The organism is Ruegeria sp. S84, from assembly GCF_056583445.1.
In genome coordinates this window covers 2,820,001-2,845,018 of the sequence record NZ_CM152618.1, presented here as the reverse complement: position 1 = coordinate 2,845,018, position 25,018 = coordinate 2,820,001, and the positions used below count along the sequence as shown (strand labels likewise).

General features: G+C 58.0%; 25 protein-coding genes, 1 tRNA gene and 1 rRNA gene (1 of these 27 cut by a window edge). 16 read left to right on the top strand and 11 right to left on the bottom strand.

Annotation, left to right across the window (positions count from 1 at the left end):
• Nucleotides 1–5 precede the first annotated feature (5 nt).
• The 8 genes from AC1DFB_RS14355 to AC1DFB_RS14320 all read left to right on the top strand — a co-directional run bounded on the left by AC1DFB_RS14355 (nucleotide 6) and on the right by AC1DFB_RS14320 (nucleotide 10,078).
• On the top strand, nucleotides 6–260 hold the full coding sequence (locus AC1DFB_RS14355; RefSeq protein ID WP_170398480.1) for a BolA family protein: 255 nt from the start codon (nucleotides 6–8) through the stop codon (nucleotides 258–260).
• Nucleotides 261–419: 159 nt separating this feature from the next.
• Nucleotides 420–1,526: a cytochrome-c peroxidase gene (locus tag AC1DFB_RS14350; RefSeq protein WP_480921529.1), complete on the top strand. Its 1,107-nt coding sequence runs from the start codon at nucleotides 420–422 to the stop codon at nucleotides 1,524–1,526.
• 11 nt (nucleotides 1,527–1,537) lie between these two features.
• The gene (locus AC1DFB_RS14345) at nucleotides 1,538–2,722 is read left to right on the top strand and encodes a cytochrome-c peroxidase (protein WP_480921528.1); all 1,185 of its coding nucleotides are present in this window, start codon (nucleotides 1,538–1,540) and stop codon (nucleotides 2,720–2,722) included.
• A gap of 5 nt (nucleotides 2,723–2,727) precedes the next feature.
• Nucleotides 2,728–3,297, top strand: coding sequence for an arsenate reductase (azurin) small subunit (locus AC1DFB_RS14340; protein ID WP_170425700.1), 570 nt, complete (start codon nucleotides 2,728–2,730; stop codon nucleotides 3,295–3,297).
• A gap of 13 nt (nucleotides 3,298–3,310) precedes the next feature.
• Nucleotides 3,311–5,992 carry an arsenate reductase (azurin) large subunit gene (locus AC1DFB_RS14335; RefSeq protein ID WP_170595222.1) on the top strand — a complete coding sequence of 894 codons (2,682 nt, stop codon included), beginning with the start codon at nucleotides 3,311–3,313 and terminating at the stop codon, nucleotides 5,990–5,992.
• A gap of 144 nt (nucleotides 5,993–6,136) precedes the next feature.
• Entirely contained in the window at nucleotides 6,137–8,341 is a 2,205-nt protein-coding gene (locus AC1DFB_RS14330) for a HEAT repeat domain-containing protein (protein ID WP_480921527.1), read from the top strand.
• A gap of 14 nt (nucleotides 8,342–8,355) precedes the next feature.
• Nucleotides 8,356–8,841, top strand: a complete 486-nt coding sequence (locus AC1DFB_RS14325) for a plastocyanin/azurin family copper-binding protein (protein ID WP_170408233.1) — start codon at nucleotides 8,356–8,358, stop codon at nucleotides 8,839–8,841.
• On the top strand, nucleotides 8,834–10,078 hold the full coding sequence (locus AC1DFB_RS14320; RefSeq protein WP_480921526.1) for a molybdopterin molybdotransferase MoeA: 1,245 nt from the start codon (nucleotides 8,834–8,836) through the stop codon (nucleotides 10,076–10,078). Before AC1DFB_RS14325 ends, AC1DFB_RS14320 begins: the two co-directional genes overlap by 8 nt.
• Before the next feature lie 153 nt (nucleotides 10,079–10,231).
• On the opposite strand, the gene AC1DFB_RS14315 is transcribed toward AC1DFB_RS14320, so the two are convergent.
• The 8 genes from AC1DFB_RS14315 to AC1DFB_RS14280 form a co-directional block, all read right to left on the bottom strand.
• Nucleotides 10,232–10,750, bottom strand: a complete 519-nt coding sequence (locus AC1DFB_RS14315; RefSeq protein ID WP_480921525.1) for an N-acetyltransferase family protein — start codon at nucleotides 10,748–10,750, stop codon at nucleotides 10,232–10,234.
• Complete coding sequence (locus AC1DFB_RS14310; RefSeq protein WP_170513838.1) at nucleotides 10,747–11,301, bottom strand: helix-turn-helix domain-containing protein; 555 nt, start codon at nucleotides 11,299–11,301, stop codon at nucleotides 10,747–10,749. Before AC1DFB_RS14310 ends, AC1DFB_RS14315 begins: the two co-directional genes overlap by 4 nt.
• Nucleotides 11,302–11,417: 116 nt before the next feature.
• Nucleotides 11,418–12,434, bottom strand: a complete 1,017-nt coding sequence (locus AC1DFB_RS14305) for a Fe(3+) ABC transporter substrate-binding protein (RefSeq protein ID WP_170398498.1) — start codon at nucleotides 12,432–12,434, stop codon at nucleotides 11,418–11,420.
• A 141-nt stretch (nucleotides 12,435–12,575) separates the two neighbouring features.
• Nucleotides 12,576–13,139: a hypothetical protein gene (locus tag AC1DFB_RS14300; RefSeq protein WP_480921524.1), complete on the bottom strand. Its 564-nt coding sequence runs from the start codon at nucleotides 13,137–13,139 to the stop codon at nucleotides 12,576–12,578.
• Nucleotides 13,140–13,159: 20 nt separating this feature from the next.
• A complete protein-coding gene (locus AC1DFB_RS14295) occupies nucleotides 13,160–13,681 on the bottom strand; it encodes a hypothetical protein (RefSeq protein ID WP_480921523.1) in 522 nt (173 codons plus the stop codon).
• Nucleotides 13,671–14,057 carry a hypothetical protein gene (locus tag AC1DFB_RS14290; protein ID WP_299664064.1) on the bottom strand — a complete coding sequence of 129 codons (387 nt, stop codon included), beginning with the start codon at nucleotides 14,055–14,057 and terminating at the stop codon, nucleotides 13,671–13,673. Before AC1DFB_RS14290 ends, AC1DFB_RS14295 begins: the two co-directional genes overlap by 11 nt.
• Before the next feature lie 186 nt (nucleotides 14,058–14,243).
• Nucleotides 14,244–14,369: a type B 50S ribosomal protein L36 gene (ykgO, locus tag AC1DFB_RS14285; RefSeq protein WP_005648635.1), complete on the bottom strand. Its 126-nt coding sequence runs from the start codon at nucleotides 14,367–14,369 to the stop codon at nucleotides 14,244–14,246.
• Between the two features lie 92 nt (nucleotides 14,370–14,461).
• Nucleotides 14,462–14,536 (bottom strand) — tRNA-Val (locus tag AC1DFB_RS14280).
• 149 nt (nucleotides 14,537–14,685) lie between these two features.
• On the opposite strand from AC1DFB_RS14280, the gene AC1DFB_RS14275 reads away from it, so the two are divergent.
• The gene (locus tag AC1DFB_RS14275; protein ID WP_170514642.1) at nucleotides 14,686–15,558 is read left to right on the top strand and encodes an N-formylglutamate amidohydrolase; all 873 of its coding nucleotides are present in this window, start codon (nucleotides 14,686–14,688) and stop codon (nucleotides 15,556–15,558) included.
• 2 nt (nucleotides 15,559–15,560) lie between these two features.
• Here AC1DFB_RS14275 and AC1DFB_RS14270 read toward each other — a convergent pair whose 3' ends face one another.
• Entirely contained in the window at nucleotides 15,561–16,814 is a 1,254-nt protein-coding gene (locus AC1DFB_RS14270; protein WP_170595237.1) for a DNA polymerase IV, read from the bottom strand.
• Between the two features lie 91 nt (nucleotides 16,815–16,905).
• Between AC1DFB_RS14270 and AC1DFB_RS14265 the strand changes: the two genes are divergently transcribed.
• Nucleotides 16,906–17,304: an NUDIX domain-containing protein gene (locus tag AC1DFB_RS14265; protein ID WP_480921522.1), complete on the top strand. Its 399-nt coding sequence runs from the start codon at nucleotides 16,906–16,908 to the stop codon at nucleotides 17,302–17,304.
• Between the two features lie 255 nt (nucleotides 17,305–17,559).
• Here the strand turns inward: AC1DFB_RS14265 and pyrF are convergent, their stop codons facing one another.
• The gene (gene pyrF / locus AC1DFB_RS14260; protein WP_170514647.1) at nucleotides 17,560–18,264 is read right to left on the bottom strand and encodes an orotidine-5'-phosphate decarboxylase; all 705 of its coding nucleotides are present in this window, start codon (nucleotides 18,262–18,264) and stop codon (nucleotides 17,560–17,562) included.
• Nucleotides 18,265–18,405: 141 nt separating this feature from the next.
• Here pyrF and AC1DFB_RS14255 point away from each other — a divergent pair, with 141 nt between their 5' ends.
• Nucleotides 18,406–18,726: a hypothetical protein gene (locus AC1DFB_RS14255; protein ID WP_170398514.1), complete on the top strand. Its 321-nt coding sequence runs from the start codon at nucleotides 18,406–18,408 to the stop codon at nucleotides 18,724–18,726.
• Between the two features lie 127 nt (nucleotides 18,727–18,853).
• Nucleotides 18,854–21,472 carry an ATP-dependent chaperone ClpB gene (gene clpB, locus AC1DFB_RS14250; RefSeq protein ID WP_480921521.1) on the top strand — a complete coding sequence of 873 codons (2,619 nt, stop codon included), beginning with the start codon at nucleotides 18,854–18,856 and terminating at the stop codon, nucleotides 21,470–21,472.
• A gap of 72 nt (nucleotides 21,473–21,544) precedes the next feature.
• Here clpB and AC1DFB_RS14245 read toward each other — a convergent pair whose 3' ends face one another.
• Nucleotides 21,545–21,922: a VOC family protein gene (locus tag AC1DFB_RS14245; protein WP_170425724.1), complete on the bottom strand. Its 378-nt coding sequence runs from the start codon at nucleotides 21,920–21,922 to the stop codon at nucleotides 21,545–21,547.
• 40 nt (nucleotides 21,923–21,962) lie between these two features.
• On the opposite strand from AC1DFB_RS14245, the gene AC1DFB_RS14240 reads away from it, so the two are divergent.
• From AC1DFB_RS14240 to AC1DFB_RS14225, 4 genes are all read left to right on the top strand, one after another.
• Nucleotides 21,963–22,502 carry a winged helix-turn-helix transcriptional regulator gene (locus tag AC1DFB_RS14240; protein ID WP_480921520.1) on the top strand — a complete coding sequence of 180 codons (540 nt, stop codon included), beginning with the start codon at nucleotides 21,963–21,965 and terminating at the stop codon, nucleotides 22,500–22,502.
• Nucleotides 22,503–22,633: 131 nt separating this feature from the next.
• On the top strand, nucleotides 22,634–23,533 hold the full coding sequence (msrP, locus tag AC1DFB_RS14235; RefSeq protein WP_170425728.1) for a protein-methionine-sulfoxide reductase catalytic subunit MsrP: 900 nt from the start codon (nucleotides 22,634–22,636) through the stop codon (nucleotides 23,531–23,533).
• Between the two features lie 4 nt (nucleotides 23,534–23,537).
• Nucleotides 23,538–24,152 carry a protein-methionine-sulfoxide reductase heme-binding subunit MsrQ gene (msrQ, locus tag AC1DFB_RS14230; RefSeq protein WP_480922620.1) on the top strand — a complete coding sequence of 205 codons (615 nt, stop codon included), beginning with the start codon at nucleotides 23,538–23,540 and terminating at the stop codon, nucleotides 24,150–24,152.
• Nucleotides 24,153–24,800: 648 nt separating this feature from the next.
• A 16S ribosomal RNA gene (locus tag AC1DFB_RS14225) occupies nucleotides 24,801–25,018 on the top strand; it runs 1,244 nt beyond the window's last position.

Sequence of the window (25,018 nt, the reverse complement as noted above, 5' to 3'; positions counted from 1 at the left end):
TAAAAATGAGCGTGACCGACGAAATCCGTGAACGATTGCAGGCAGCATTTAACCCGCGTGAGCTGGAGGTGGTTGACGACAGCGAGAGCCATCGTGGTCACGCTGGATATCAGGAGGGCGGTGAGAGTCATTTCAACGTCCTTATTCGTTCTGCGGCTTTCGAGGGGCAATCCCGCGTTGCTCGCCATCGCGCAGTACATACGGCATTGGGGGATATAGTCCCCCGTATCCATGCGCTTGCTTTGGATATCGACGTCTGACAGTCGCGGCCTTGGTTCAGATAAGCGACGATCACGTCGCCAATTCTCTGCGGATTTAATCTCGATCAAGGCATCGCGATACATGACTCTCTAATATTCGCCTCGTCGATCTCCGGTTAACCGGAGCGATCAGATTTGCGGATAATGAGGGCTTTTTAAATGATGACCAAAGCCAGAACGTGGTTCTCGGCACTGTCGACAGTTTTATTGCTGTCGGTGGGTGTTGCGTTCCCGGTTCACCATGCCCAGGCGGAACAGCCGGGCCCGGTAGAAGCCATTGAGTTCGACCAAGCCAAGGCGGCACTTGGCAAACGTTTGTTTTTTGACCCGCGCCTGTCTGGCGACACCGAACTGTCCTGCGCCAGCTGCCACCAGCCGGAAAACGGCTTTACCGACGGGCAGGCCCTATCGGATGCCTATGCCGGCAGCCTGCATTTCCGCAACGTGCCGACGCTGATTAACAGCGCCAAGCGCGCCGCGTGGTTCCATGACGGGCGCATTGGCACCAACCTCAACGACGCGACCCGCGAAAGCATCACCGAGACATACTCGATGAACATGGATATGCGTTTGATGCAGGAACGCATCAAGCAAGATCCGGTTTATGTCGAGATGTTCGAAGCCGCCGGATTTGGCGAGCCGTCGAACGGCGGGGTCCGTAACGCCATCCCGGAATATCTGAAAACGTTAATTTCGCGCGGTGCGCCGTTCGATACCGGCGAGATGTCGGAAGACGCCAAGGCGGGCTATGAGCTGTTCAATGCCAGCGGCTGCAATTCCTGCCACTCGGGCGAGCGGTTCACGGATGATCTGCCGCACAATATCGGCGTGGGCGACAACCCCGATATCTGGGCGACCCCGGAACGTCACATCACCTTTGTGACCATGATGAAGTTCCTCGGCGTCGAGAATTACATGAACCTGCGCTCCGACCCCGGTGCGTATATCCGCACTCACACCGCCGATACATTCGGCACGTTCATGACCCCCACGCTGCGTGAGCTGACCTATACCGCGCCATTTATGCATAACGGCTCGATTGCGACGCTCGAGGATGTGGTGGCCTTCTACAACGCCGGTGGTGGCGAAGATGAAAACAAGGATCCGCGCATCAAGCCGCTTGGCCTCAACGAGACCGAACAAGCACAGCTGGTGGCCTTCCTTAAGGCGCTGTCTGGTGAGCCGCTGACCGGCCCGGACTTTGTCGCCGAGGACATCAATACGGATTATGCGCCGATCGAAAACTGGCAAGACGCGACAAACTGAGGAGTGGACCCATGAAAGACCTAAAGTCTTACCTTTCAGGCACAATCGCCACCGCTGCCCTGTTTGCCGTCCTAGGTGCACAGGCGATTGCGGAAACCAGCATCGAGATTGAGGCCGGCATCGGTGGCGCAGACCCCGATGTAGACTCGCCGCTGGTGGCGCTGGGCGAGCCGCCGATCCCGCTGGACAACCCGCAAACCGACGCCAAGATCGAACTGGGCAAGATGCTGTTCTTTGATGCCCGTCTTGGCGGGAATCCGTCGACGCCCTGTTCGGCCTGCCACATGCCGGATGTCGGCTGGGACGTCGAGGCACCGATCTCGTTCGGCTATCCGGGCACGACCCACTGGCGCAACAGCCAGACCATCGTGAACTCGGCCTATTACGGCAAGCTGTTCTGGGCGGGTTCAAGTAAAAGCCTTGAGAGCCAGGCCAAATCCGCTGCTGGCGGTGCGGTCGCCGGTAATGGCGAGGCTGACATGATGGAGGCGCGTCTGGCCTTCGTTCCCGAATACGTGGAACGCTTCAACGATGTCTTCGGCGATCAGTGGCCGCGTATCAGCAACGCATGGCGCGCCATCGCCGCGTTTGAACGGACCATAGTTCAGACCGACACGCCCTTCGACAATTATCTCCGTGGGGATGACGCGGCGCTGACCGACGAACAGAAACGCGGGCTGGAATTGTTCACCGGTAAGGCACAATGTTCCGAATGCCACAACGGTGCGCTGCTGTCGGATGAGAAATACTACAACACCGGTGTGCCCGCCTATGACGGTTGGCAGGACGATGGTCTGGCGCAAGTGACCTTCCGGTATGAGCTTTATGCCAAAGGCTCGACCGAAGAGATGTACCGCCACACCAAGGACGATCCCGGCTTCTATTTCCGTACCAAGGAAAAGGCCGACAAGGGTAAGTTCCGCACGCCAAGCCTGCGCTACACCCTCTATACCGAACCCTACATGCATAACGGCATGTTGGATACGCTTGAGGATGTGGTCGAGTTCTACAACCAGGGCGGCGGCGAGAATGAGTTCTCGGCCAATAAATCTCCGCTGATCCAACCCCTTGGCCTGAATGATCAGGAAAAAGCGGATCTGGTGGCCTTCCTGAAATCCCTGTCCGGTGACGAGATTCTGGTCGAAGAACCTGATCTGCCGGATTACCAGCCGCTTCCCGCGGCAGCAGAGGAGTAAGCGTCATGAAAGATCATAACGCAACCGGATGCAGCTGTTCGGGCGAGGCCAAAAAGGCCTGCACCGTGAACCGCCGCCAGTTCCTGTTCGCCTCGGGTGCCACCACCTTTGCCGTGATGGTGACCATGCCCACCCGCCATGGCCAGGCGGAACAGGTGCCCGCTTTGGTATCGACCTATCCGCGCAAGCTGATCGGCAAACTTTCCGAGTTGGAACAGGATGTGCCGGTCGAGTTCTACTACCCGGATGAGGGCGACTATTCGGACTCGATCCTGGTCAAGACCGGCGTGGAAAGCGGCGGCGGCATCGGTCCGCAAAAAGACGTTGTGGCCTTCAACCTCACCTGCACCCATCAGGGCGGGTCGATGTATGACAGCTACAAGCCTGAACATAAGGTGCTGGGCCCGTGCCCGTTGCACCTGTCCACCTATGACGTGACACGGCACGGCATCCTCGTCTCGGGGCAGGCCTATCAGTCGCTGCCGCAGGTCCTTTTGGAGCTGGATGGTGACGATATCTACGCCGTTGGCATGTTCGGCCTGATCTACGGCCGTTACGACAACCTCATTGCATAAGGGAAGCGGAATCATGGCAACCCCGTATTACGTACCCGAAACCAACGTCCCGCTGCCGCCCAAAGGAGCCGAGGTCATCTCGACCGCCTGCGACTACTGCATCGTGGCTTGTGGTTACAAAGTCTATCGCTGGCCCGTGACGGCCAAACCCGGCGGCCCCACCGCGGACGAAAACGCGTTTGGCGAGGATTTCCCTGTTGCACCGCTGGGTGCCTGGGTCGCGCCGAACCAACACAATATCGTCCTGCACAAAGGTCAGCCGCACCACGTGGTGATCATCCCTGACAAGGACACGCAATACGTCAACACCGACGGCGACAGTTCCTTGCGGGGCGGATGTATCGCGCAGAAATGCTATAACCCTCAGACGCCAACACGCGACCGCCTTAAGACGCCGCTGATGCGGATCTATGGCACCTTGATGCCGGTTCCGTGGGATCTGGCGCTGGATGTTGCGGCTGAGGTGGGCAACCACGTGATCGCCAAGCACGGTACCAATGCCTATGGCGTAAAAACCTTCAGCTATCAGTATATCGAGAACACCTATGCGATCTCGAAATACGCGCTGCGTCATATCAACACCGCGAACTTCACCTTCCACGACACGCCGTCCGACGTGACCTCGACCCCCGGTTTCCGGGATGCGGGTTTCGACAACTTTGGTCCCTCGTACGAGGACTGGCGGGATGCGGAAACCCTTCTGGTCTGTGGCACCGACCCCTATGAGACCAAGACCATCCTCTATACTCAGTGGATGATGAAGGGGATGCAGAACGGTCAGAAAGAGATCTATTTGATCCCGCGCCGGTCTGCCGGTGTGGCCCATGCTGAAAAGATGGGTGGCCTGCATATCGACGTTCTGCCCGGTACCGACCTGCTGGTCGTCAACGCCATCGCCCGCGTCATCGTGGAAAATGGCTGGGAAGACAGCGACTGGATCAAGAAATGGGTCAACAACAAGTGGGAAAGCTCCTCGGGCTTCGGTCAGGGCACCCGGAACACGCCATGGCAGTGGCGCACAACGTGGGGCAAGTTCCAGACCAAAGGCTTTGAAGACTGGAAAGAGTGGCTGCTGTCGCAGGACGAATTCGCGCCTGAAACCGCTGCTGCTATGGCCGAAATCGACGTGCAGAAAATCTATACTGCCGCCGAATGGCTTGCTAAGCCCAAGGCAGATGGCACACGGCCCAAAACCTCGGTCATGATCGAGAAAGGGTTCTATTGGTCCAACAACACCGGCAACACACAAGCGATTTCGGCGCTGGGGATCATCTGTGGCTGTGGCGGTCGTCCGGGTCAGGTGATTGGCCGGGCAGGTGGTCACCAGCGGGGCGGCGTGAAGGGCGGGAAATACCCGCGCAACAAATCGCCCGAGAAGCTGCCCGGTCGCCGTCGCCGCGCCATGGATACCGACCGGTATCTGATCGCAGGTCATACCCGTATGGCCCATGTGATCGGCACCACATGGATTCAGGCGATGTGTGGTTCACAACAGTTAGCTGACAAGTTCGAGGAACTGACCGTCCGCAACCCGCATCAGATTGCGTCTTTCGACAAGCAAGAAATGATCGACACGCTGAAGGCCCGCGCCGACAGCGGCGGCATGGTGGTGATCAATCAGGACATCTACCTGCAAGATCCGATCGGCAACCGCTATGCCGACATCGTGTTCCCCGCAGCGACCTGGGGCGAAGAGGACTTTCTGCGCGCCAACGGCGAACGCCGCCTACGCCTGTACCAGAAGTTCTATGATGCGCCCGGTGCGGCCAAGCCCGACTGGTGGATCATTGCACAACTGGCACAGCGGATGGGCTTTGACGGGTTCGACTGGCAGAACTCGAACGAGGTTGCCGAAGAGGCCGTGCGCTTTACGCGCGGGTCGCGCAAGGACTTCCACGCGGTCTACCGTCTGGCAAAGAAAGAGGGCAAAGGTCTGCACCAGAAGGTCCGAGAATTCGGCACCGATGGTGTGCAATGCCCGGTCATGCTGGATGCCGACGGTGTCACGCTGATTGAAACCAAGCGTCTGCATGACACAACCCGCACGCTGCCTGATACCGGTGCGGCTGGTGCGGATGTATTCAACAAGAAGCTGACGCACTTCAACAGCCAGACCGGCAAGTGCAACATCCAGAAATCGCCATGGGGCCTGTTCTCGGATTACTGGGAATGGCTGAAACCCAACAAGGACGAAGGCGAATTGTGGGCCACATCCGGTCGGATCAATGAACGCTGGCAGTCCGGTTTCGACGACCGCCGCCGCCCGTATATCGTGCAACGCTGGCCGGAGAACTGGGTCGAGATTCACCCCGACGATGCGGCCGAGCGTGGCATCGAAAGCGGTGATTACGTGATGGTTTACTCGGAACGTGTTCCGGGCAACAAGCACACTTTGCTCGGTGTGGAAGGCGACGACTTCCAGTTCTCGAAACTGATGGAGAACGGGCATATCGAACTGACCAAAGCGGCGATCACCGCCGTGGCCATGGTTACGCCCGCCATAAAGAAAAGCGTCGTTTACATGGACTTCCTGCACATGCAGCAGCCCGCCAACGCGCTTGAGGGCCGGATCGTCGACTGGATCAGCGGCAACTATAACTACAAGATGGGCGTTGCCAAGGTCCGCAAGCTGGGGCCGAGCCCCTACAAGACCTCGTTCCGCACGATGTCCTTCGCGCCGCGCGATATCGCCTGACGCTTTTCCGGGGGGCGGACGCCATGCCGCCCCTCGGGTCCGGTCCCGCTGCAGAAGGGACCACCTGGAAGGCAGGCTTCGGTTGGGAAACCTGTCTTCCACATTCACCCAACCCGTCCCAACGCAAAACATGGCAGACCTGATATGAACATGCATTCCGATACCGCCCTGCGTGACGAGGCCACCAGCCTGTTCTCCGACTACGCAAAATCTGATTATGACGTGATCCGCCTGCGCGCCATTCAGGCCCTGACCGCCATTGGAGCCAGCAACAGCCCGGCCTTGGTCGAGGCGTTGCTGGATGATGACGAAGACGTCCGTCAAGACGCAGCCCAAGCGCTGGGCGCGCTGGGCGTAACGGAGGCCGCGCCGCAACTGCTGGAAAACCTGATCCACGATCCCTGCGGTGAGGTGAAACTGGCCTGCGTCACCGCCTTAGCACAGCTGAACGCCAAGGACGCCACGCCGTACCTGCGCACCCTCGTCACTGGACGCGGCGAGGATATCACGTGGGACGAGGACGAGCTGCACCAAGACGAATGGGACGACTGGCTGGATACCCAGATCGCGGCGATCAAGGCGTTAGGTCGCATGGGCGATGCGGCTGCGATTGAACCCATTTTCATGGCCCTGATGGACGAAGACGGGCAGGAACTGGGGGATGTGGCCTGCGAAGCGCTGGGCCAGATCGGTAAGCCGTCCGTGCCGACCTTGGGTGTGTTCGCTCAATCCTCGAACCGCCGTTTGCGTCACCGCGCTCTGCGCACGCTGGCCACCATCGGAGGACCCGAGGCCGAAGCCATCTTGCGCAAAGCCACCGCCGACAAGGACGGGGCCGTGCGTCTGATCGCTTATGAGGCGCTGATGCCGGGTGATCCGCTGCTGGTCGAACAGGCGCTGACCGATGCGGTCGAAGACATCCGCATCGCGGCGCTGAACCACTCGGGCTTCTCGGAACCCGAACTGCTGGACCGCATGATGCGCGACCCCGGCGCCAAGGTGCAACTGGCGCTGATCGACCGGCTGGACCGCAGCCAGCCTATCGTTGATCAAGACGACCTGCGCTGGCAGGTGCTGGATTTCCTCGCAACTGGACAACAGCCTGAGGTCTCGGCGCAGGCGCTGGGTCTGCTGGCGGCGTTGGCCCCGCAACTGGTGGCAGATCGGCTGAACGCGCTGTTCTCGGTCGAGGCGGACGACCTCAAGGCCGAGCGTATCCAATGGGCCATCGTCGACGCGCTGGCGACCTCGCCCCTGCGCGAGACGGCAGAATGGCTGCAACGCGCCTGCCGCGCGCCCTTCCGGTCGGTGCGGCTGAAGGCCGTGGCCTCGCTGGCGATGATTGTTACTGACACCGACCGCCCGCATGTGAACCAGCAGCAGGGCCGCGAATTGCTGCTGTCCTTCGCGCTCGCCCCGATGAGCGTGGTCGAAGACGCGCACGAGGAAGAGGCCCCGCAAACCGACATCGCCGCGCTGGAAGAGGCAGGGCTGGATGTATCCGACGGTGGTGAAAACGGCCCTACCTCCAGCCTCGGCGCGATCCTTGGCCATGACGCTATCGCGGCAGAGATGAAGAAAGAGGCCGAGGATGATGACCTGCACCCCCTGACGCCACGCGAGCAGGCATTGTTGGTCAAGGCCACCCGGTATCCCAAACGCCGCCGCGTGGCGTTGGATGACAATGCCGAAGCCTTGGAGCGTGAGACCCGCATTTCGGCCATCCGCCTGCTGGGCGACGTCACAGGTATGCAGATCATGCTGGCCCAGATCGCGCGGGACCCCGAGACCGAGATCGCCGCGCAGGCGCTGGCGGCACTGGGCTTGTCGGTCGCGCGCAACGGGTCCGAACTGGACCAGTCGCATTTGATCGAGCTGATCACACAGGGGCTTTCGCATACCGATGCCAATCTGTCTCTGCAAGCGCTGAACCTGCTGCAACAGGCTGACCTGCCACCGCAGGATGCGCTGCGGGGCAAATTGCGGGCTATGCTGAAAACCGGAGATACTGCCTTTCGTATCGACGCCATGCAGACTCTGACCCGCTGGGAGGGGACGGCCGATGTGGCGCGCAGCTTGCTGGACGATGTCTCGGCCCCGGTACGGCAGGCGGCGATGCGGCTTTTGTCTGAAACGGCCCCGGATCAGGCAGGTGCGGCCATCGTACCCTTCCTTCTGGCCAATCCTGAGCAACGGATCGTGACCTATATCAATGACAGCACCCCTGCCTTGGTGTCCATTGGGCGCGAATTGTTGGCCGGATTGCGCGACGAGAACCGCCGCGCCCAGTGGCCGGTGTTGATCAGCGCTTTGGCCGACCTGTTGGGAGACCCCTACCGGGCGGTCTGAAACCGGAGGGATAGATGGCGATTTCGCTGAAACTAGGCGCGGCGATTCTAACGGGGGCAATGGCTTTTGGTAGTGTCGCACTGGCCGAGGAGATCCCCGAGGTTGCCGTAGTTCATCAGGTCATCGACCTGAACGCCGACACTCCGGCGCATGCATTTCGGTTCGAACCCAAATTCCTGCAGGTTCCCGCTGGGGCGACTGTGCGTTTCAAAGGCTCGACCGGGCGGCACACGGTCACTGCCATTCCTCGAATGATACCCGTGGGCGCGCGCGTCTTCGAGATTCGGGGCAAACCCGAACTGGATCTGACTTTCGAGAAAGAGGGAGTCTACGGCATCCGTTGCCGCGTTCATGGGCGTCACGGCATGGTCATGCTGCTGGTAGTTGGTGATCCAAGCTCGAATCTGGAAGAAGCCAAGGCCTATCTACCTAAACTTGGAGAGGCCGAGCGGGTCGGTTTCGAAGAGCTCTTTGCGTATATGGAGGCCCAAAATGGCTGATGGATGTGCCTGCGACCACCATGCTCATATGTACCTGGCCGTAGATGACGCCCTACGGCGCGGTTTGTCCGTGGCCAACCCCATCACGGATACCGAAACACTACCGCTGGTGCAGGCTATTGGCCGGATACTGGCCGAGAATTGCGACAGCAAGGTAGACATGCCCGCCTTCGATAACTCGGCTATGGACGGCTATGCCGTTCGCAGCGCCGATCTGGGCGAGGGGCCTGTGTTCGAACTGCTAGTTGGCGGGCGCATAGCCGCCGGCGATAGCGGCGCACACGATGCGCCGGATGGCAGTGCCTTGCGTATATTCACAGGAGCGCCGGTGCCGTCCGAGTTCGATGCGGTATTAATGCAGGAAGACTGTGAGTTACAGTCCGATCGCATCCGGTTCAACCGCCGTCCAAAATCCGGTCAGCATATCCGTCGCGCGGGCGAGGATTTGAAAGCTGGTGCCCCGATCCTGCGGCGCGGGTGTGAAATTACTGCGCGTGAGGCCGCCGCATTGGCCTCGGCTGGTTATGGCGTGGTGAAGGTTTATCGCAAGCTCAAGGTCACGATCTTCTCGACCGGTAGCGAGCTTCGCCAGCCGGGTGAAGCGCTTGGCCCCGGACAGATCTACAACTCGAACCGCTACATGCTTTTGGCTTTGCTGGATAAACCCTGGATCGAACTAGCCGACCGAGGCCCGGTCGAAGATGATCCGGTGCTGCTGAAGCAGGTCTTGAGGGATGCCTGTAATAGCTCGGACCTGATCATCACCACGGGCGGTGTTTCGGTCGGGGACGAAGACCACATGCCGCGCCTGTTCAGTGAAATCGGTGGCGAAACCGAGGTGATGAAAGTGGCGATGAAACCCGGCAAGCCGATCATGTTCGGTTGTCGGGGTGATGCGCTTTATGTGGGCCTGCCGGGAAATCCGGTTTCGGCCTTTGTGACGTGGCAGATCATTGGTGCGCGGATGATGGAACGCCGTGCCGGTCTGCATCGGAACGAACGCACCCCCGAGCAGGCGGTTTTGGCAGAACCTCTTCAACGCCGCGCGGGACGGCGTGAGTACCGCCCGGTAAGCATCGACGGATGTACACCGAATGGCGCACCGCGATTGCGCCTGATGGCCGGGTCTTACAGCGGGCGCGTTGCCCTTCTTGCACAGGCCGATGGTCTGGTAATTATTCCGGCAGAAACTGAGAAGCTGCCAGCCGGAGAAGCTCTGGAGTTCCTTCGATTCTAGATGGATCCCGATGCGCTTGAGGTATCAAATTCTTTGGTCAACGAGCGCCCTTTGCTGTCGATGGCGCGCGGCTGTAGGCCATTGGTGCCGACCTATGTCGGGACCTTCGGGGATCGCCGAATGCTCTGTCGCGAATGTGCGCGCGACGGGCAGCTAGGTGACGTCCTTGAACATGTAAGTGGTCGGCTCCAGCCGATCCTCAAACGGGTTTCGGCAATAGTTCGGGATCTCTCCGGCAATCTGAAAACCCATCGACTGATACAGCAAGCGTGAAGGATCGCTGCTACGGGTGTCCAGCACCAGCATCGTGCGTTTCAATTCCCGAGCACGCTCATGCAGTGCCTCCATCAGCGACCGACCCAAACCGCGACGGCGAGCCTGCGGATGAACCAGCAGCTTTGCCACATCCGCGCGATGTGGCTGGTTTGGAATTGCGGCGGGGATCAGTTGCACCGTGCCCAGAATGCGTCCGTCACCATATGCGACAAACAGATCGAGTGTCTCCGCGCGGAGTTCGGGCTGCACCCTGTCCCGCCAATAGGCGCGGGCATCGTCCCGCGAAAAAGGAAGGATGAACCCGATACTGGCACCGGTATGGACACAGCGGTGCAGGATATCGGTCAGATCCTCAAGCGCTTCGTCGAAATATTCCTGTGGCAATCGCGTAATCATATCAGCACCAACAGATAGCGCGCACCGCGTTTGGGTCCGGTTTCGAACTGCGTTGGCCCCGACAGGTGATAGCGAAGGCAGTCGCCGCCGCTGAGCGCATGGGCAATCCCGTCCACTGTCAACGTTAGCCCTCCATCAAGTAGGATCAGGTGGTGCTCCTGTCCCGGCTTGGGCGGAGTATCGTAGGTGATGACAGTACCTGGGGGCAAATGACCTTCCATTACTTCCCCACTGAGGCCAGTCGCCGGTGGTGAAACCGAACGGCGGGTAAACCCGCTTTCGGGGTCATGCCATTCAGGCTGCTTCTCGAAAGGTACTTTGGGATCGAAACTGTCTTCGACCATCATCAGCAGGCGTGACATGGGCAGGCCGTATGCCGCGCATAAACGGCCAAGCGTTTCAGCGGTAGGGCTGACATCACCGTTTTCCATTCGCGACAGTGTCGCCCGGCTGATCCCACTTTGGTCTGCCAGCTGCTCAAGCGACCAGCCATGACCCTGGCGCAGCTCGTTCAGACGCTTAGCGAGGCGGTTTGATAGTGTGTCGAGCATGGCTCACATATGGGAATCAGTTACGAATATGGGATTATTGCCTTGCTTTACTTCAAACACAATAGAAAAAGGGCGCAGAAATCTGCGCCCTTTTGCTGCTCGGGTATCGAACGGGATTACTTCCAGCCAACTTCGTTATAGATTTTCTGTGCCTCGGGGATGTTTTTGGCGGCCTCTGAGAGGTTCACCTCATCCGCTTTGAATTCCCCCAGAGCGGCCACGTTCTCAGCCAGCGCGACGCCTTCGACAGCGGGGTATTCATCGTTTCCGTTCGAGAAGTAGACCTGCGCCTGATCGCTTGCGAGATACTCAAGGAACTTAATCGCGTTTTCTTTGTTCGGCGCGTTTGCTGCAACACCCGCACCCGACAGGTTCATATGTGCACCTTCGGCATCCTGTGCCGGGAACTGCACGCCAATCATCTCGATATCCGCGCTTAGACCTTTGACGTCTTTGCGCATAGCGCGGGCCATATAGTATGTGTTGGCAACCGCAATCTCGCACTCGCCTGACACGATGCCGCGCAGCTGGTCTGTGTCACCGCCCTGAGGTTCGCGTGCCATGTTGGCGGCGACACCTTCAGCCCATTTCCTGGCTTCTTCCGCGCCGTGATTTGCAATGATCGATGACAATAGTGTCTGGTTATAGATATTGCCGGACGAGCGAATGCAGATCTGCCCTTTATACTCCGGTTTTGCCAGATCCAGATAGGTTGCGGGTGGGTTGGCGACATCAGCCTTGTCAAAGAAGATGATCCGTGCGCGCTGAGAAAAGCCGTACCACTGATTGTCTTCGTCCTGAAGGTTTGCCGGAATACGCTCCTCTAAGATTGCGCTCTCGACCGGCTGCAGGATGCCTTCGCTCTTGGCACGGGCCAAGCGCGAGCTGTCGACCGTCAGCAGGACATCAGCGGGCGAATTCGCGCCTTCTGCTTTCATCCGTGCGATCAGTTCGTCGGCCTTGCCTTCGATGCGGTTGATGGTGATGCCGGTGGCCTCTTCGAAGTCGGAATACAGGCGTTCGTCGGTGTCGTAGTGGCGCGAGGAATACAGGTTCAGCTCGCCCTCGGCTGCGGCAGAGGTGGCGATCAGGGCCGTCAGGGTGGCGGCAAAGCAGGTAGAGGATTTCAGCATCATTTGTCCCAACATTGAAAATCGTGACGGGAATTAACCCGACTGATTTGGTCAATTAAACGATTCTCGGTGGGATGCAAGGAAATCCGACAAAATTAGTTGGTCAAAACGTCGCTGAACTTACCTTGCCGGACGGCCCCTTCAGGATTGACGCCGCCTACTTTGTTTTCTTTCGGGTTGCGGTGGGACGGGTGACGGTGCCGGCTCGGGGTCCGGATCGTCGCTGAGCACCGGTTCTTTGGTCAGCATCGCCTGTGTTACCGCTTCCATGTATTTCTGCAGCATGACCGGCGGATCAGCTGGGGCCAGCTTGATTGACAGCCTACTTGCGCCTTCCTGATTATAGGCATAGCGCGAGGAATAACTTGCGTTGACCTGCGCCGCCACGGGGCCCCAGCCACCTTTGACCGATGCGCTGCCTGATTTCTCGGTCTGTTTGGTCATCGAGATCGCCATTTTGACCTCAATCTCGGCCTCTTGCACCGCATAGAATGCGGGCAGAAAGCCCATCGAGACCAGACTGAATTCCTTTGGTGGGCCCTGGGGATTGGACAGGTCCGGAAGCTGGATTTTTTGATCCGCCATGTATTTGGCAACATCTGTAGAATGCCGATCCAACTCGGTCTGCGACTCGGCAACGGAAAGCGCAAGCTTTTGCACCATTTCCGCAAACGGGACGTTTAGCAGTTCCTGCCCGATACTCATTTCCAAACTCCTCTGTTAATTCAGTCTTTCTCAATAATGTGCGTGGCGGTCCGCCTCCTGACGGAAAAAGTGACCTTGGATGCGTTCTGGCTGATCGCCTGTTTTCGGGCATTCGTCGCGATCTGGGCTTTGGTGCCGTCCTGGCCCAACCCGACAACTGCTTCGACTTTGACATTGTCGATGGTGAAATCGCTGCTGCCATCGGAACCGGCGAGGATCTGTTCACCCAGGGCTTGCGAGAATTTCTGCGCGTCGACGACCTGTGTGTCAGGATCGTCCGCTTCCATTGCAGCGCGGCCCTCGGCCATCGGGTTCATCACCGGGGCTCCTGCGCCCATCAACATGCCACCGCCGCCTTCTTCCAGATCGTCGATCCGTTCTAGCAGGTCGTTGATCGTCTCCAGCAGCGCGACTTCGCGCGCCTCCATTGCCGTCATACGGTTTTCAAGTGACTGAAGCAGGGTGGTGAATGCCTCGGGCATCTCGGTGACGCGGACATCAATCGGCGTTCTTTTGGGGGCTTTGACTTTCTTAGTTGCCATCATTGCCATCCAAAGATCTGCTTTCATCTACCGGCCCGGGCGCGAAACGCATTCGCATCGTGGACGCGCTTTTGGAATCGAGCGTGTCTGTCTGTGTCAGCTTCGGGCCAAAAATAAAGGTACCGATCCTACTGCGCTGGCCTTCTACGGTGGAACTGCTCATCTCCATGACAACCTTCAGTTCCACGTCGACTTCCTGCATGTGGTAAAAGACCGGCGGGATGCCCAGATCGCGTAGTTCCTGGGGGTAGTTCTTCAGCGCTTTTAGCTGATCCACGCTAAGCTGCTCGGCGGCCTGGGCCACGCTGCTGCCTATGTCGGCTACCATCTCGGTCAGAGTTGTTCCGAATATCTTGTCCAGATCATCGTTCGCCAATCCGACCTCCCGTCATAAAAACAGGGAAAGCGTAGCACGAGACGGCCCCATCACAATGCGGAATCTCAGAACCGAACTTTCTGAGCAAATTCATGTGCTTCCGGGCGTTTCACGTTTGGCTGAAATGCCGGGCACAAAAAAACCGCACCCGAAGGCGCGGTTCTTTTAATTCGGTATGTGCAGCTCTTAGCCCTGGCGAGCTTTGAACTTGCGCTGCGTCTTGTTGATCACGTAGACGCGGCCTTTGCGACGCACAACCCGGCAATCACGGTGCCGGTTCTTGAGCGAGCGGAGCGAGTTCTTGACCTTCATGGGTCTGTCTCCAATCTGCGGCGCCTTCATCAAAGACGTGGCCAGCGCCTGGGTTAATCGGGTGCCCCGGAAAGACCAGAGCAATGAATTCATGGTGGGCGGTACAAGGATCGAACTTGTGACCCCTTCGATGTCAACGAAGTGCTCTACCGCTGAGCTAACCGCCCATGAAACCGTAGCGTGACCTGCCCCATAACGAAATGGGGCGCGGAACCCCGCGCCGGTAGCGGGGTCTATAAAAGGAGTCGTTGGGGGGATCAAGGGGTTTGGCAGAACTATTTTACGGTCTATGTTGAGTGCGAACAACGGAGAGCCCATGCCCGACGCCGCCACCAATGCAGCCTATATTCTGGATATGCCCGCAACGCGTACGTCCTGCGTGGTATTTGCCTCGCCCCATAGCGGTCGGACCTATCCCGAGTCTTTATTGAAGCGGTCTGTTTTGAACCGCAATATGATTCGGTCCTCCGAGGATGCGTATGTCGATCAGCTTTTTTCTTCAGTCGCTGAATTCGGTGCACCGCTGCTCGCCGCGGCCATGCCGCGCGCCTATCTGGACCTGAATCGCAATTCGGATGAATTGGACCCCGCTTTGATACAGGGTGCGCGTCGTCACGGACATAATCCGCGGGTTACTTCGGGCCTCGGGGTGATTCCACGCGTGGTCGCCAACGGCAGGGCGATCTACAGCGGCAAGCTGACTATGGATGAGGCGCGCCTGCGGATCGATACCTATTGGCGTCCATACCATACTCGCCTGAAATCTCTGCTGGCGGAATCGCATCAGATGTTTGGGCAGGCCATTCTGATTGATTGCCACTCGATGCCGCACGAGGCGGTGGCGCTGGCCGGCGGCTCGCGCCGGGCCCGACCGGAAATCGTTTTGGGCGATCGGTTCGGTGCGGCCGCTTCCGGTGTGATCGTTGATCAGATCGAGGCCGCTTTTGCCGACGCGGGTCTGAATGTGGCGCGCAACACGCCTTTTGCAGGGGCCTACGTCACCCAGACCTATGGTCGACCTGCCCGCCATCAGCATGCGGTTCAAATCGAGATCGATCGTTCACTTTATATGAACGAGGAAACGATCCAGCCGAACGGCAACTTTGAGGCGTTGCGTGATGTGTTGCGGCAGGTCACCGCGCAGATCACCAGTATCGGGTCCGATCCAATGTCACTTGCCGCCGAATAGACCTAGCGCAGCGCACGACCTTTTACGATTGCATCACTGCCGAAACGGCGCCGGATTTCGTCCGTCGCACGTTCGGCCTGTGATCGGCGTTCTGCACCGGGATCCAGAAGGTCGCCCGAGATATCGGCCTGATCCTCTGAGCACAGGTCAGACAGGCCGCATCCCAAAAGGCGATAGGGACCCTGATCGCCAACCTGATCAAATAGCCCACGAGCGGTGCGATAAATCCGATCCGCTATCTGAGTCGCATCGCGTAGCGATATCCGCCGGGTGATGATCTTGTGGTTGGCCTGTTTCAGCTTCAGCGTCACCACTCGCCCAGCCAATCCCTTGGCTTTGGCCCGGTCGGCTACCTTTTCAGACATACGCCACAGATGCCCGTCCAGAATTTCAAGACTGGCGGTATCCTCGAAAAAAGTGGTCTCATTACTGATCGACTTCATCGGCTCATGGGCCGATACGCGCCGTTTGTCCTGCCCTCGCGCCAGATGCCACAGACGGTAGCCCATTGATCCGAACCGCGCTGTCAGCGCCTCCTGATCCCAGCGCAGAAGATCAGAAAATGTGCGAATCCCTGCGCGATCCAGAGATTCCTGCGCCGCCGGACCAATTCCCCAGATTAACCGCACCGGCCGGTCATGCAGGAAATCAGCCGTCTCGGCCTGGCCGATCACTGAAAAACCCCGAGGTTTGTCGAGATCCGAGGCCACCTTGGCCAGAAACTTGTTATGGCTCAAGCCAATCGATCCCGTCAGGCCCAGCTCATCTTTCATCCTCTTGACCAGACGCGCAAGCATGACCGCTGGCGGTGCACCATGCAGCCGCTCGGTGCCGGATAGGTCCATGAACGCTTCATCCAGCGACAGTGGTTCAACATCAGGTGTCAACTCGTCCATCATGGTGCGTATCTCGCGCGAGACGCTGGCATAGAGCGACATACGCGGTTTGATCACCACCGCTTCGGGGCATAGTTGAAGCGCCTTGAACATTGGCATGGCTGAACGTACCCCGCGAACGCGGGCCACGTAACATGCAGTTGATACCACCCCGCGCTTGCCGCCGCCAATGATCACAGGCTTGTCGGCAAGTTCGGGATTGTCGCGCTTTTCGACCGAAGCATAAAAAGCATCGCAATCCATATGCGCGATCGTCAGGTCAAACAGCTCTGGGTGCGATTTGACCCTCGGGCTGCTGCAAGTTGGGCAGCGCGGCCCTTGCTTAATTTCCTTCAGGCAGTCGCGACAGATGGCGGGCATGATGTAGTTTCTTTCCGGCCAGCGGCGGATTGATCAAGACATTCGATAGGTTAATAAGTATCGCGAATGGATAAGGATAAAAAGAGGACCGATGGACTTCGCCGGGGCAAAAATAGCGTTGTTTCTGGGGCGCAAGCTGCTGGTCATTCTAAGAGATGATCGATCTGATATCCCGTTTCCAGGTCATCTCGATTTTCCAGGCGGCGGGAAAAAGTCAGGCGAAACACCGATCGAATGCGCGTTGCGTGAAACAGATGAAGAGGTTGGGCTGCGCCTGTGCGCAACCGATCTTGTCTGGTCACGGCAATATGGTCAATGCTGGTTCTACGTCGCCCTGCGCCCGCCGGAAGATCTAGGTCTGATCCGTTTTGGGGACGAAGGGCAGGGGTGGAGGCTGAATTGTCCGCGGGATTATCTGTCGAATCCGTTGGCCATTCCAAATTTTGCAGATCGCCTTCGGGATTATTTGTCGGAAACGGCGCAGCTTTGAACGGGACTTCGAAAGAAAACCCCCGCGCCTGCGGGGGAGGTAACGAGCCTCAGGAAGAGATGGCCCGTTGGGGAGTGTCTTGTGTGTAGAATCGCCGAAAATGGCGTTTTTCGATAGCCACAAGCCGAACGCCATAAAACTCATGTTTTTCATGTGTGTTTTCGGGCACAGGGACGATTTGGCGCGGCGGCGCGAAAAATTGACCTAACGTCAATTGCTTGAGCACCGTTCCTTCCGCAATTTTTGGCTTTTCGCCTAATGGTGAGTCAATGAATTTAACTCGCTCAAAACTGCTTGTGCGGCGGCTTTGGGGTCATCCGCCTGATAAATCGGGCGGCCCACAACGATATGATCGGCCCCATCGCCGATTGCACTGGCCGGGGTTGCGACCCGCTTTTGGTCGCCCAAAGCTGCGCCAGCAGGGCGTACCCCAGGGGTTACAATCAAACGACCTTCGGATTGGGGCAGGGCGCGGATTAGCGCGGCTTCCTGAGGGCTGGCGATGACGCCATCAGCTCCGGCCTCGAAAGCCTTGGCCGCGCGTTCTACAACGAGGTCCTGCACGTCACCCGCTTTCAGAAGGCTTGCATCCAGATCGTCCCTGTTCAGTGATGTCAGGACGGTTACCGCCAGAATTTTCATGTCCTTGCCTGCAGCGCCCTCCTTTGCGGCGCGTACGACATGCGGATCACCATGCACCGTCAAGAAGTCCAGATCGAACTGAGCCAACCCACGCACTGCATTTTCTACAGTGTTGCCGATATCGAACAGCTTCATGTCCAAGAAAATGCGCTTTCCGTGATCCTGTTTCAACTCGTTGGCCAATGCCAGACCGCCGCCAGTCAACATACCCAGCCCGATCTTATAGAACGAAACCGAGTCGCCCAGCCGCTCGGCCATGGCTAGACCCTGCAGGGCGTTTGGGACGTCGAGGGCTACGATAAGGCGGTCATCGGACATGGGGCGCTCCTTTTTGGCAAACGTTTGCGTCCTAACGGGTTCAGGGCGATCTGTCCATGTGTGAAGCCCGAGGTGACGCAGTTCACTCATTATTTTGGGCAATGTGCTAAAGTGCCGATGTTCAGAACAGGGATAGAAACGATGAAAAAGGTAATTGTACTTGGCGCGGCACTGATGTTGGCCGCATGCGAAGACGCGCCTCAAAGCGATCCGCCCGAAACCGGTGTCGCGCCGGCTCCAACCAATGACAATCTTCTGTTAGTGCGTGGGTACCGATCGGAAGACGACTGGTGTCAATTGACCGGGGAAACAGCCTATACCGGCAACTTCCTCGATCATACGGCTGATCTGGTTTCATGCCCCACAGGCAGCAGTGCCGAGCAGTCTTTGGTCGAAATGTATAACGCTGAATTGATGGGAGAAACTGGCGGTTATTCCGTCTACTCGATTCCGCGCGGATGACGCCGATTTATATGCTCTAGCCCCTTGAATGGGAAAAGACATTTCCCAAATTGAATGTGAGGCCCAGACCGACGCGTGCCGCCAAGCGGGCGCATCAATACGGGGCGCTTAAGAAAAGGAGAATGCTATGGACTTGAACAAGTTCACCGAGCGGGCACGGGGTTTCGTGCAAGCCGCGCAGACCATTGCGCTGCGCGAGGGGCACCAAAGGCTGGAGCCCACACATATCTTGAAAGCATTGATGGACGACGATCAGGGGCTGGCCAGCAACCTGATCACACGCGCTGGCGGCGCACCGAACCGCGTGGTTGAGGCGTTGGACGCGGCCATGGGCAAAATCCCGAAGGTCAGCGGCGACGCGAGCCAGATCTATATGGACGGCCAGACCGCCAAGGTTTTGGACGAGGCAGAGAAGCTCGCCACCAAGGCGGGCGACAGCTTTGTGCCGGTTGAACGCGTTCTGATGGCGCTGTGTATGGTGAAATCCAAAGCCAAAGAGGCTTTGGAGGCCGGTGCTGTATCGGCCCAGAAACTGAACGAAGCGATCAACGATATCCGCAAGGGCCGCACTGCTGACACCGCATCGGCGGAAGAAGGCTACGACGCGCTTAAGAAATATGCGCGCGACCTGACCGAGGCTGCAGCCGAAGGCAAGATCGACCCGATCATCGGGCGGGATGAGGAAATCCGCCGTTCGATGCAGGTTCTGTCGCGCCGCACCAAGAACAATCCGGTACTGATTGGTGAACCCGGCGTCGGTAAGACCGCGATTGCCGAGGGCATGGCCCTGCGCATCGTCAATGGTGATGTGCCGGAATCATTGAAGGACAAGAAGCTTCTCGCGCTCGACATGGGTGCGCTGATCGCCGGTGCTAAATATCGCGGTGAGTTCGAAGAACGACTGAAGGCTGTTCTGACCGAAGTGACCGAAGCCGCCGGTGAGATCATACTGTTCATCGACGAGATGCACACGCTGGTAGGTGCAGGTAAATCCGACGGTGCGATGGATGCTGCCAACCTGATCAAGCCTGCGCTTGCCCGGGGTGAGTTGCATTGTATCGGCGCGACGACGCTGGATGAGTACCGCAAATACGTCGAGAAGGACGCAGCCCTCGCCCGCCGGTTCCAGCCGGTGATGGTCACTGAGCCGACAGTTGAGGACACGATCAGCATCCTGCGCGGTATCAAGGAAAAGTACGAGCTGCACCACGGTGTGCGCATCTCGGACTCGGCGCTCGTGTCGGCGGCGACCTTGTCGCATCGCTACATCACTGACCGCTTCCTGCCTGACAAAGCCATCGACCTTGTAGATGAAGCGGCGTCGCGTTTGCGGATGGAGGTGGATTCCAAGCCCGAGGAACTCGATCAGCTGGATCGTCAGATCCTGCAAATGCAGATCGAGGAAGAGGCGCTGAAGCTTGAAGATGACGCGGCCTCGAAGGATCGTCTGGAAACCTTGCAAAAGGATCTGGCCGACCTGCAGGAGCAATCCGCCGAGATGACTGCTCAGTGGCAGGCAGAACGCGACAAGCTCGCGGGTGCCCGTGATCTTAAGGAACAGCTCGACAAAGCTCGCGCTGATCTGGAAATCGCGAAGCGCGAAGGGAACCTCGCCAAAGCGGGTGAGCTGTCCTACGGTGTCATCCCTGAGCTTGAGAAAAAGCTGACCGAGGCTGAAAACGCCGAAAGCAACGCTATGATGGCCGAGGAAACGGTGCGCCCAGAACAGATTGCGTTGGTGGTCGAACGCTGGACCGGTATCCCGACCTCGAAAATGCTGGAAGGCGAGCGTGAGAAACTGCTGCGGATGGAAGACGATCTGCATTCCCGCGTGATCGGTCAGGATGCGGCGGTCACTGCTGTTGCCAACGCCGTGCGCCGTGCGCGTGCCGGTCTGAATGACGAGAACCGCCCATTGGGCTCGTTCCTGTTCCTCGGCCCGACCGGCGTGGGCAAGACCGAGCTGACCAAGGCCGTGGCGAACTTCCTGTTCGACGACGACAACGCGATGGTGCGCATCGACATGTCCGAGTTCATGGAGAAACACGCGGTCGCCCGTCTGATCGGTGCCCCTCCGGGCTATGTCGGCTATGACGAAGGTGGTGTGCTGACCGAAGCCGTGCGGCGCAGACCCTATCAGGTCGTGCTGTTTGACGAGGTCGAAAAGGCACACCCGGATGTGTTCAACGTGCTGCTGCAGGTCCTAGACGATGGCGTCCTGACCGATGGTCAGGGTCGTACCGTCGACTTCAAGCAGACGCTGATCATCCTGACGTCGAACCTTGGCTCTCAGGCGCTCAGCCAGTTGCCTGAAGGAGCGGACAGCGCGCAGGCGCGGCGCGACGTGATGGATGCGGTCCGGGCGCATTTCCGGCCCGAGTTCCTGAACCGTCTGGATGAGACCATCATCTTCGACCGGCTCAAACGGGCCGATATGGATGGCATCGTCGATATCCAGATGGCACGTCTGCAGAAACGTCTGGCTGCCCGCAAGATCGAGCTGGCACTGGACGATGGCGCGAAGGAATGGCTGGCCAATGAAGGCTATGATCCGGTCTTCGGTGCCCGCCCATTGAAACGCGTGATCCAACGCGCCCTGCAGAACCCGTTGGCCGAAGCACTGCTGGCCGGTGAGATAAAGGATGGTGAGACCGTTCCGGTGACCGCCGGAACCGATGGTTTGATCATCGGCGACCGGCTGGGAACGTCCGAGCGTCCGCGCCCGGATGATGCAGTCGTGCATTAAGTCTCAGGTAATGAAGAGACCCGCCATCCAGGCGGGTCTTTTTTTGGTGGCTTGTATTGCGACTAAGAGCGTTCAGACCTGCCCGGTCAGATCCTGCGCCAGCATCATTGCATTGCCGTCCGGGTCGTAAAATGTGGCGGTGCTGACCATCCCCTCGATCGTCTCGGTTTCGCCGTCAAACCGAACGCCGGACCCTTCCAGAGCACCGCGTGCGCTTGCGATATCAGCAACACCAAAGACCGGAACGGTGTTTCCGGGCGCGGGTTCTGCCTGCTCGCCCAAACCAAGGGTCACGCCTTCGGTTTTGGTGAGCATCTCGCTCCAACCCGCCTCATCAATATGATGGATCAACTCAAACCCGAGCTTGTCATTATACCAGCGCGCACTGGCGTGGCGATCTTTGACCGAAATGGCAAGAGTGATGGTGTTTTCTAAGGAAACGAGGGCCATGGAACTTTCCTTTTGTCCTAAAATAAAGTAACTATACTTTATGGACATTAAGGCACTTGTCAAGCTCACCTCTCGGGCCTGGTCGCTGAACATTCTTGCGCAGCTACACCAGGGGGTTCCGGGCAGGCAGGCCCCGTTGCTCGCCGCGACGGGGGCAAGCCGGACGGCGTTTGTGGCAAGTCTGGAGCATCTGGCTAGCCTTGGCTTGCTTGAACGGAACCCGGGCCACGGGCACCCTTTGCGACCTGAATTCCGTTTGACCAAAGCCGGGGTTCAGGCGGCGGCTGTAGCGGCAGAAATCATGGCCTTGGTGCCGGATGATACTGAATTGAAGCTACTGCGCCGCAGCTGGACGGTTCCTATTCTGGCGCTGACCCGCCAACCGCGGCGCTTTTCAAGGCTCAGGTCGGATCTTCAGGTGATCACTGATCGCGCATTGTCATCCTCGCTCAAGCAATTAGTGGAGCAGGACTGGGTTCGGCGCGATATCGAAACTTCGGCCCGGCTGCCCTTTCCGACCTATCAGGCGGTCAATCTTGGGTGCGAAATAAACCGTGTTGTCGGCTTGAACATCGGGTGACCATTATCCTCGCGCCCAAGCGTACCTAATTTTCGTTACAATCTGTTCGCTCAATCGTGACGCCTGTTTCCTTGGCTCTGTGCTATCAGACCTTACCTCAGTTTCGAGGTTAATGGATAACGGAGAACCAAATGGCGCATCGCTGGACCAACAAACTGACGCATGCGGACGTCACCCCAAGGGCGGCGTTTCTGAACCGGCGACAGGTCATGGCCGGTTTGGCGGGTGTCGGGCTGGCGGGTCTGGCGCGGCCAGCGGCGGCCGAGGCGCTTGAACCGAATACATGGGAAGAGATTACTTCCTACAACAATTATTATGAGTTCGGGACTCGCAAGGATGATCCGGCGAAATATGCACACACACTGGTGACCGAGCCCTGGAGTGTCACCATCGACGGTCTGGTCGACCGCCCTGGTGATTATGATTTCAACGACATCATGTCTGAAATGACTATTGAGGAGCGAATCTATCGGTTCCGCTGTGTTGAGGCCTGGTCGATGGTGATACCTTGGAACGGGTTTGAACTGGCAGATCTACTCGGCATGGCTGGCGTTCAGGACGGCGCGAAATACGTGGCGTTTGAGACCGCCTATCGTCCCGATGAGATGCCGGGTGTGGCGTATCCGGTACTAGACTGGCCATATCGCGAAGGGCTGCGTTTGGATGAGGCGATGCATCCGCTGACCATTATGGCAACTGGGATCTACGGCAGGGATATCCCGAACCAGAACGGCGCGCCTTTGCGACTGGTTGTGCCGTGGAAATACGGATTCAAATCTATCAAATCGATTGTGCGGATTACCCTGACGGATACGCAGCCTCCGACAAGTTGGAATATGGCGGGTCCGCGTGAGTATGGTTTTTACAGCAATGTGAACCCAAATGTGGATCACCCGCGCTGGTCGCAGGCTTCGGAACGTCAAATCGGCGGAGGTCTGTTTGCCAAGCGAATCCCGACGCTGATGTTCAACGGATATGAAGATGAGGTCGCCAGCCTTTACGAAGGCATGGATCTGGCGAAGAACTACTGAGATGATGCGGCGGCTCAACGACCTCTTGCGACGGCTTCCCAATTGGGCTGTTTATCTGCTGGGCGCACTGCCTGTGCCCTGGTTGTTTTATCAGGGCATGACCGGTGGTCTCGGGGTCGAGCCGATCGAGGCGCTCGAGCACGAGTTTGGCGAACTGGCGCTGCAGCTTCTGATTTTGGGTCTCGCGATTTCGCCCTTGCGTCGCTTCGCTGGCCTAAATCTGATGAAGTTCCGCCGCGCGATAGGTGTACTGACATTTTCCTATGTCGCATTGCACCTGTTGATCTGGCTGGTTCTGGATGTTCAGATTCCCAGCCAAATCTGGGCGGACATTATCAAGCGGCCCTATATCACGGTGGGCATGGCTGGTTTTGTATTGTTACTGCCGCTTGCAATCACGTCCAACAACTGGGCGGTTCGCCGTTTGGGGCCTCGTTGGCGCAAATTGCATCGTCTGGTCTACCCGGCAGCAATTCTGGGCGCGCTTCATTATGTGATGCTGGCGAAGGGGTTTCAGATCGAGCCATTGGTCTACCTGGCGATTATCCTGGGTCTTCTGGCCTTGCGCTTGCCGGTCACATCATTCCTGATCCGGTTTAGGCAAGCCGATTCAGCCTGACTCGCAGGCGAGTCTGTGGGTAACAGTGTGAATAACATATCCATGGCGCTGATTTGCGATGGTCTGTGTCCGCGACTTCCGGGTTGAATGGCCGGATGCTCTTCGTAACCATTTGTTTTAGTAGGATAAAATTCTGTTTTTGCTTTTTTTTGCGGTTTTTTGATTTTTTCCACTTGCGGCTTCTGGGCGATATACTTAGAACGCCCTTCACCGGCGCTGCTGAGGTGCTGGGACGCGGTGGAAGCTGCGGAGACGCTCGGGAGAGACTGGGGGCATCTGAGGTTTTTGATTGGGCGGTGGCGCTGAGAGATTGGCGTTATGGTCTGGTTTTTGGGTCTTGGTTGTTTTGTTCTTTGACATTGATGGATAACTGAAGAGATATGTGGGCGGTTTGGTTCGTTTCGACGGATTGAATGTCTGTATATCGCGCTGGTAGGGGTTTTTCCCCGATGACCAGTGTCAGCTTCACTGTTTGTACGGCTTTCGGTTTCTGATGAAACCAGAAGCACACAAACAGATGACTTTTGATTGTACCCTGACTAGCCGGTTGGGGTGTCGCTTATACGTGCTCAAGTAGCCGAATAGGCGGTAGCACAATCAAAGATGTGCAGAGGTTCGAACGTCAAGGATATGATGGCAACATCATTTCAACTTGAGAGTTTGATCCTGGCTCAGAACGAACGCTGGCGGCAGGCCTAACACATGCAAGTCGAGCGCGCCTTTCGGGGTGAGCGGCGGACGGGTTAGTAACGCGTGGGAATATGCCCTTTGGTACGGAATAGCCTCTGGAAACGGAGAGTAATACCGTATGAGCCCTTCGGGGGAAAGATTTATCGCCAAAGGATTAGCCCGCGTTAGATTAGGTA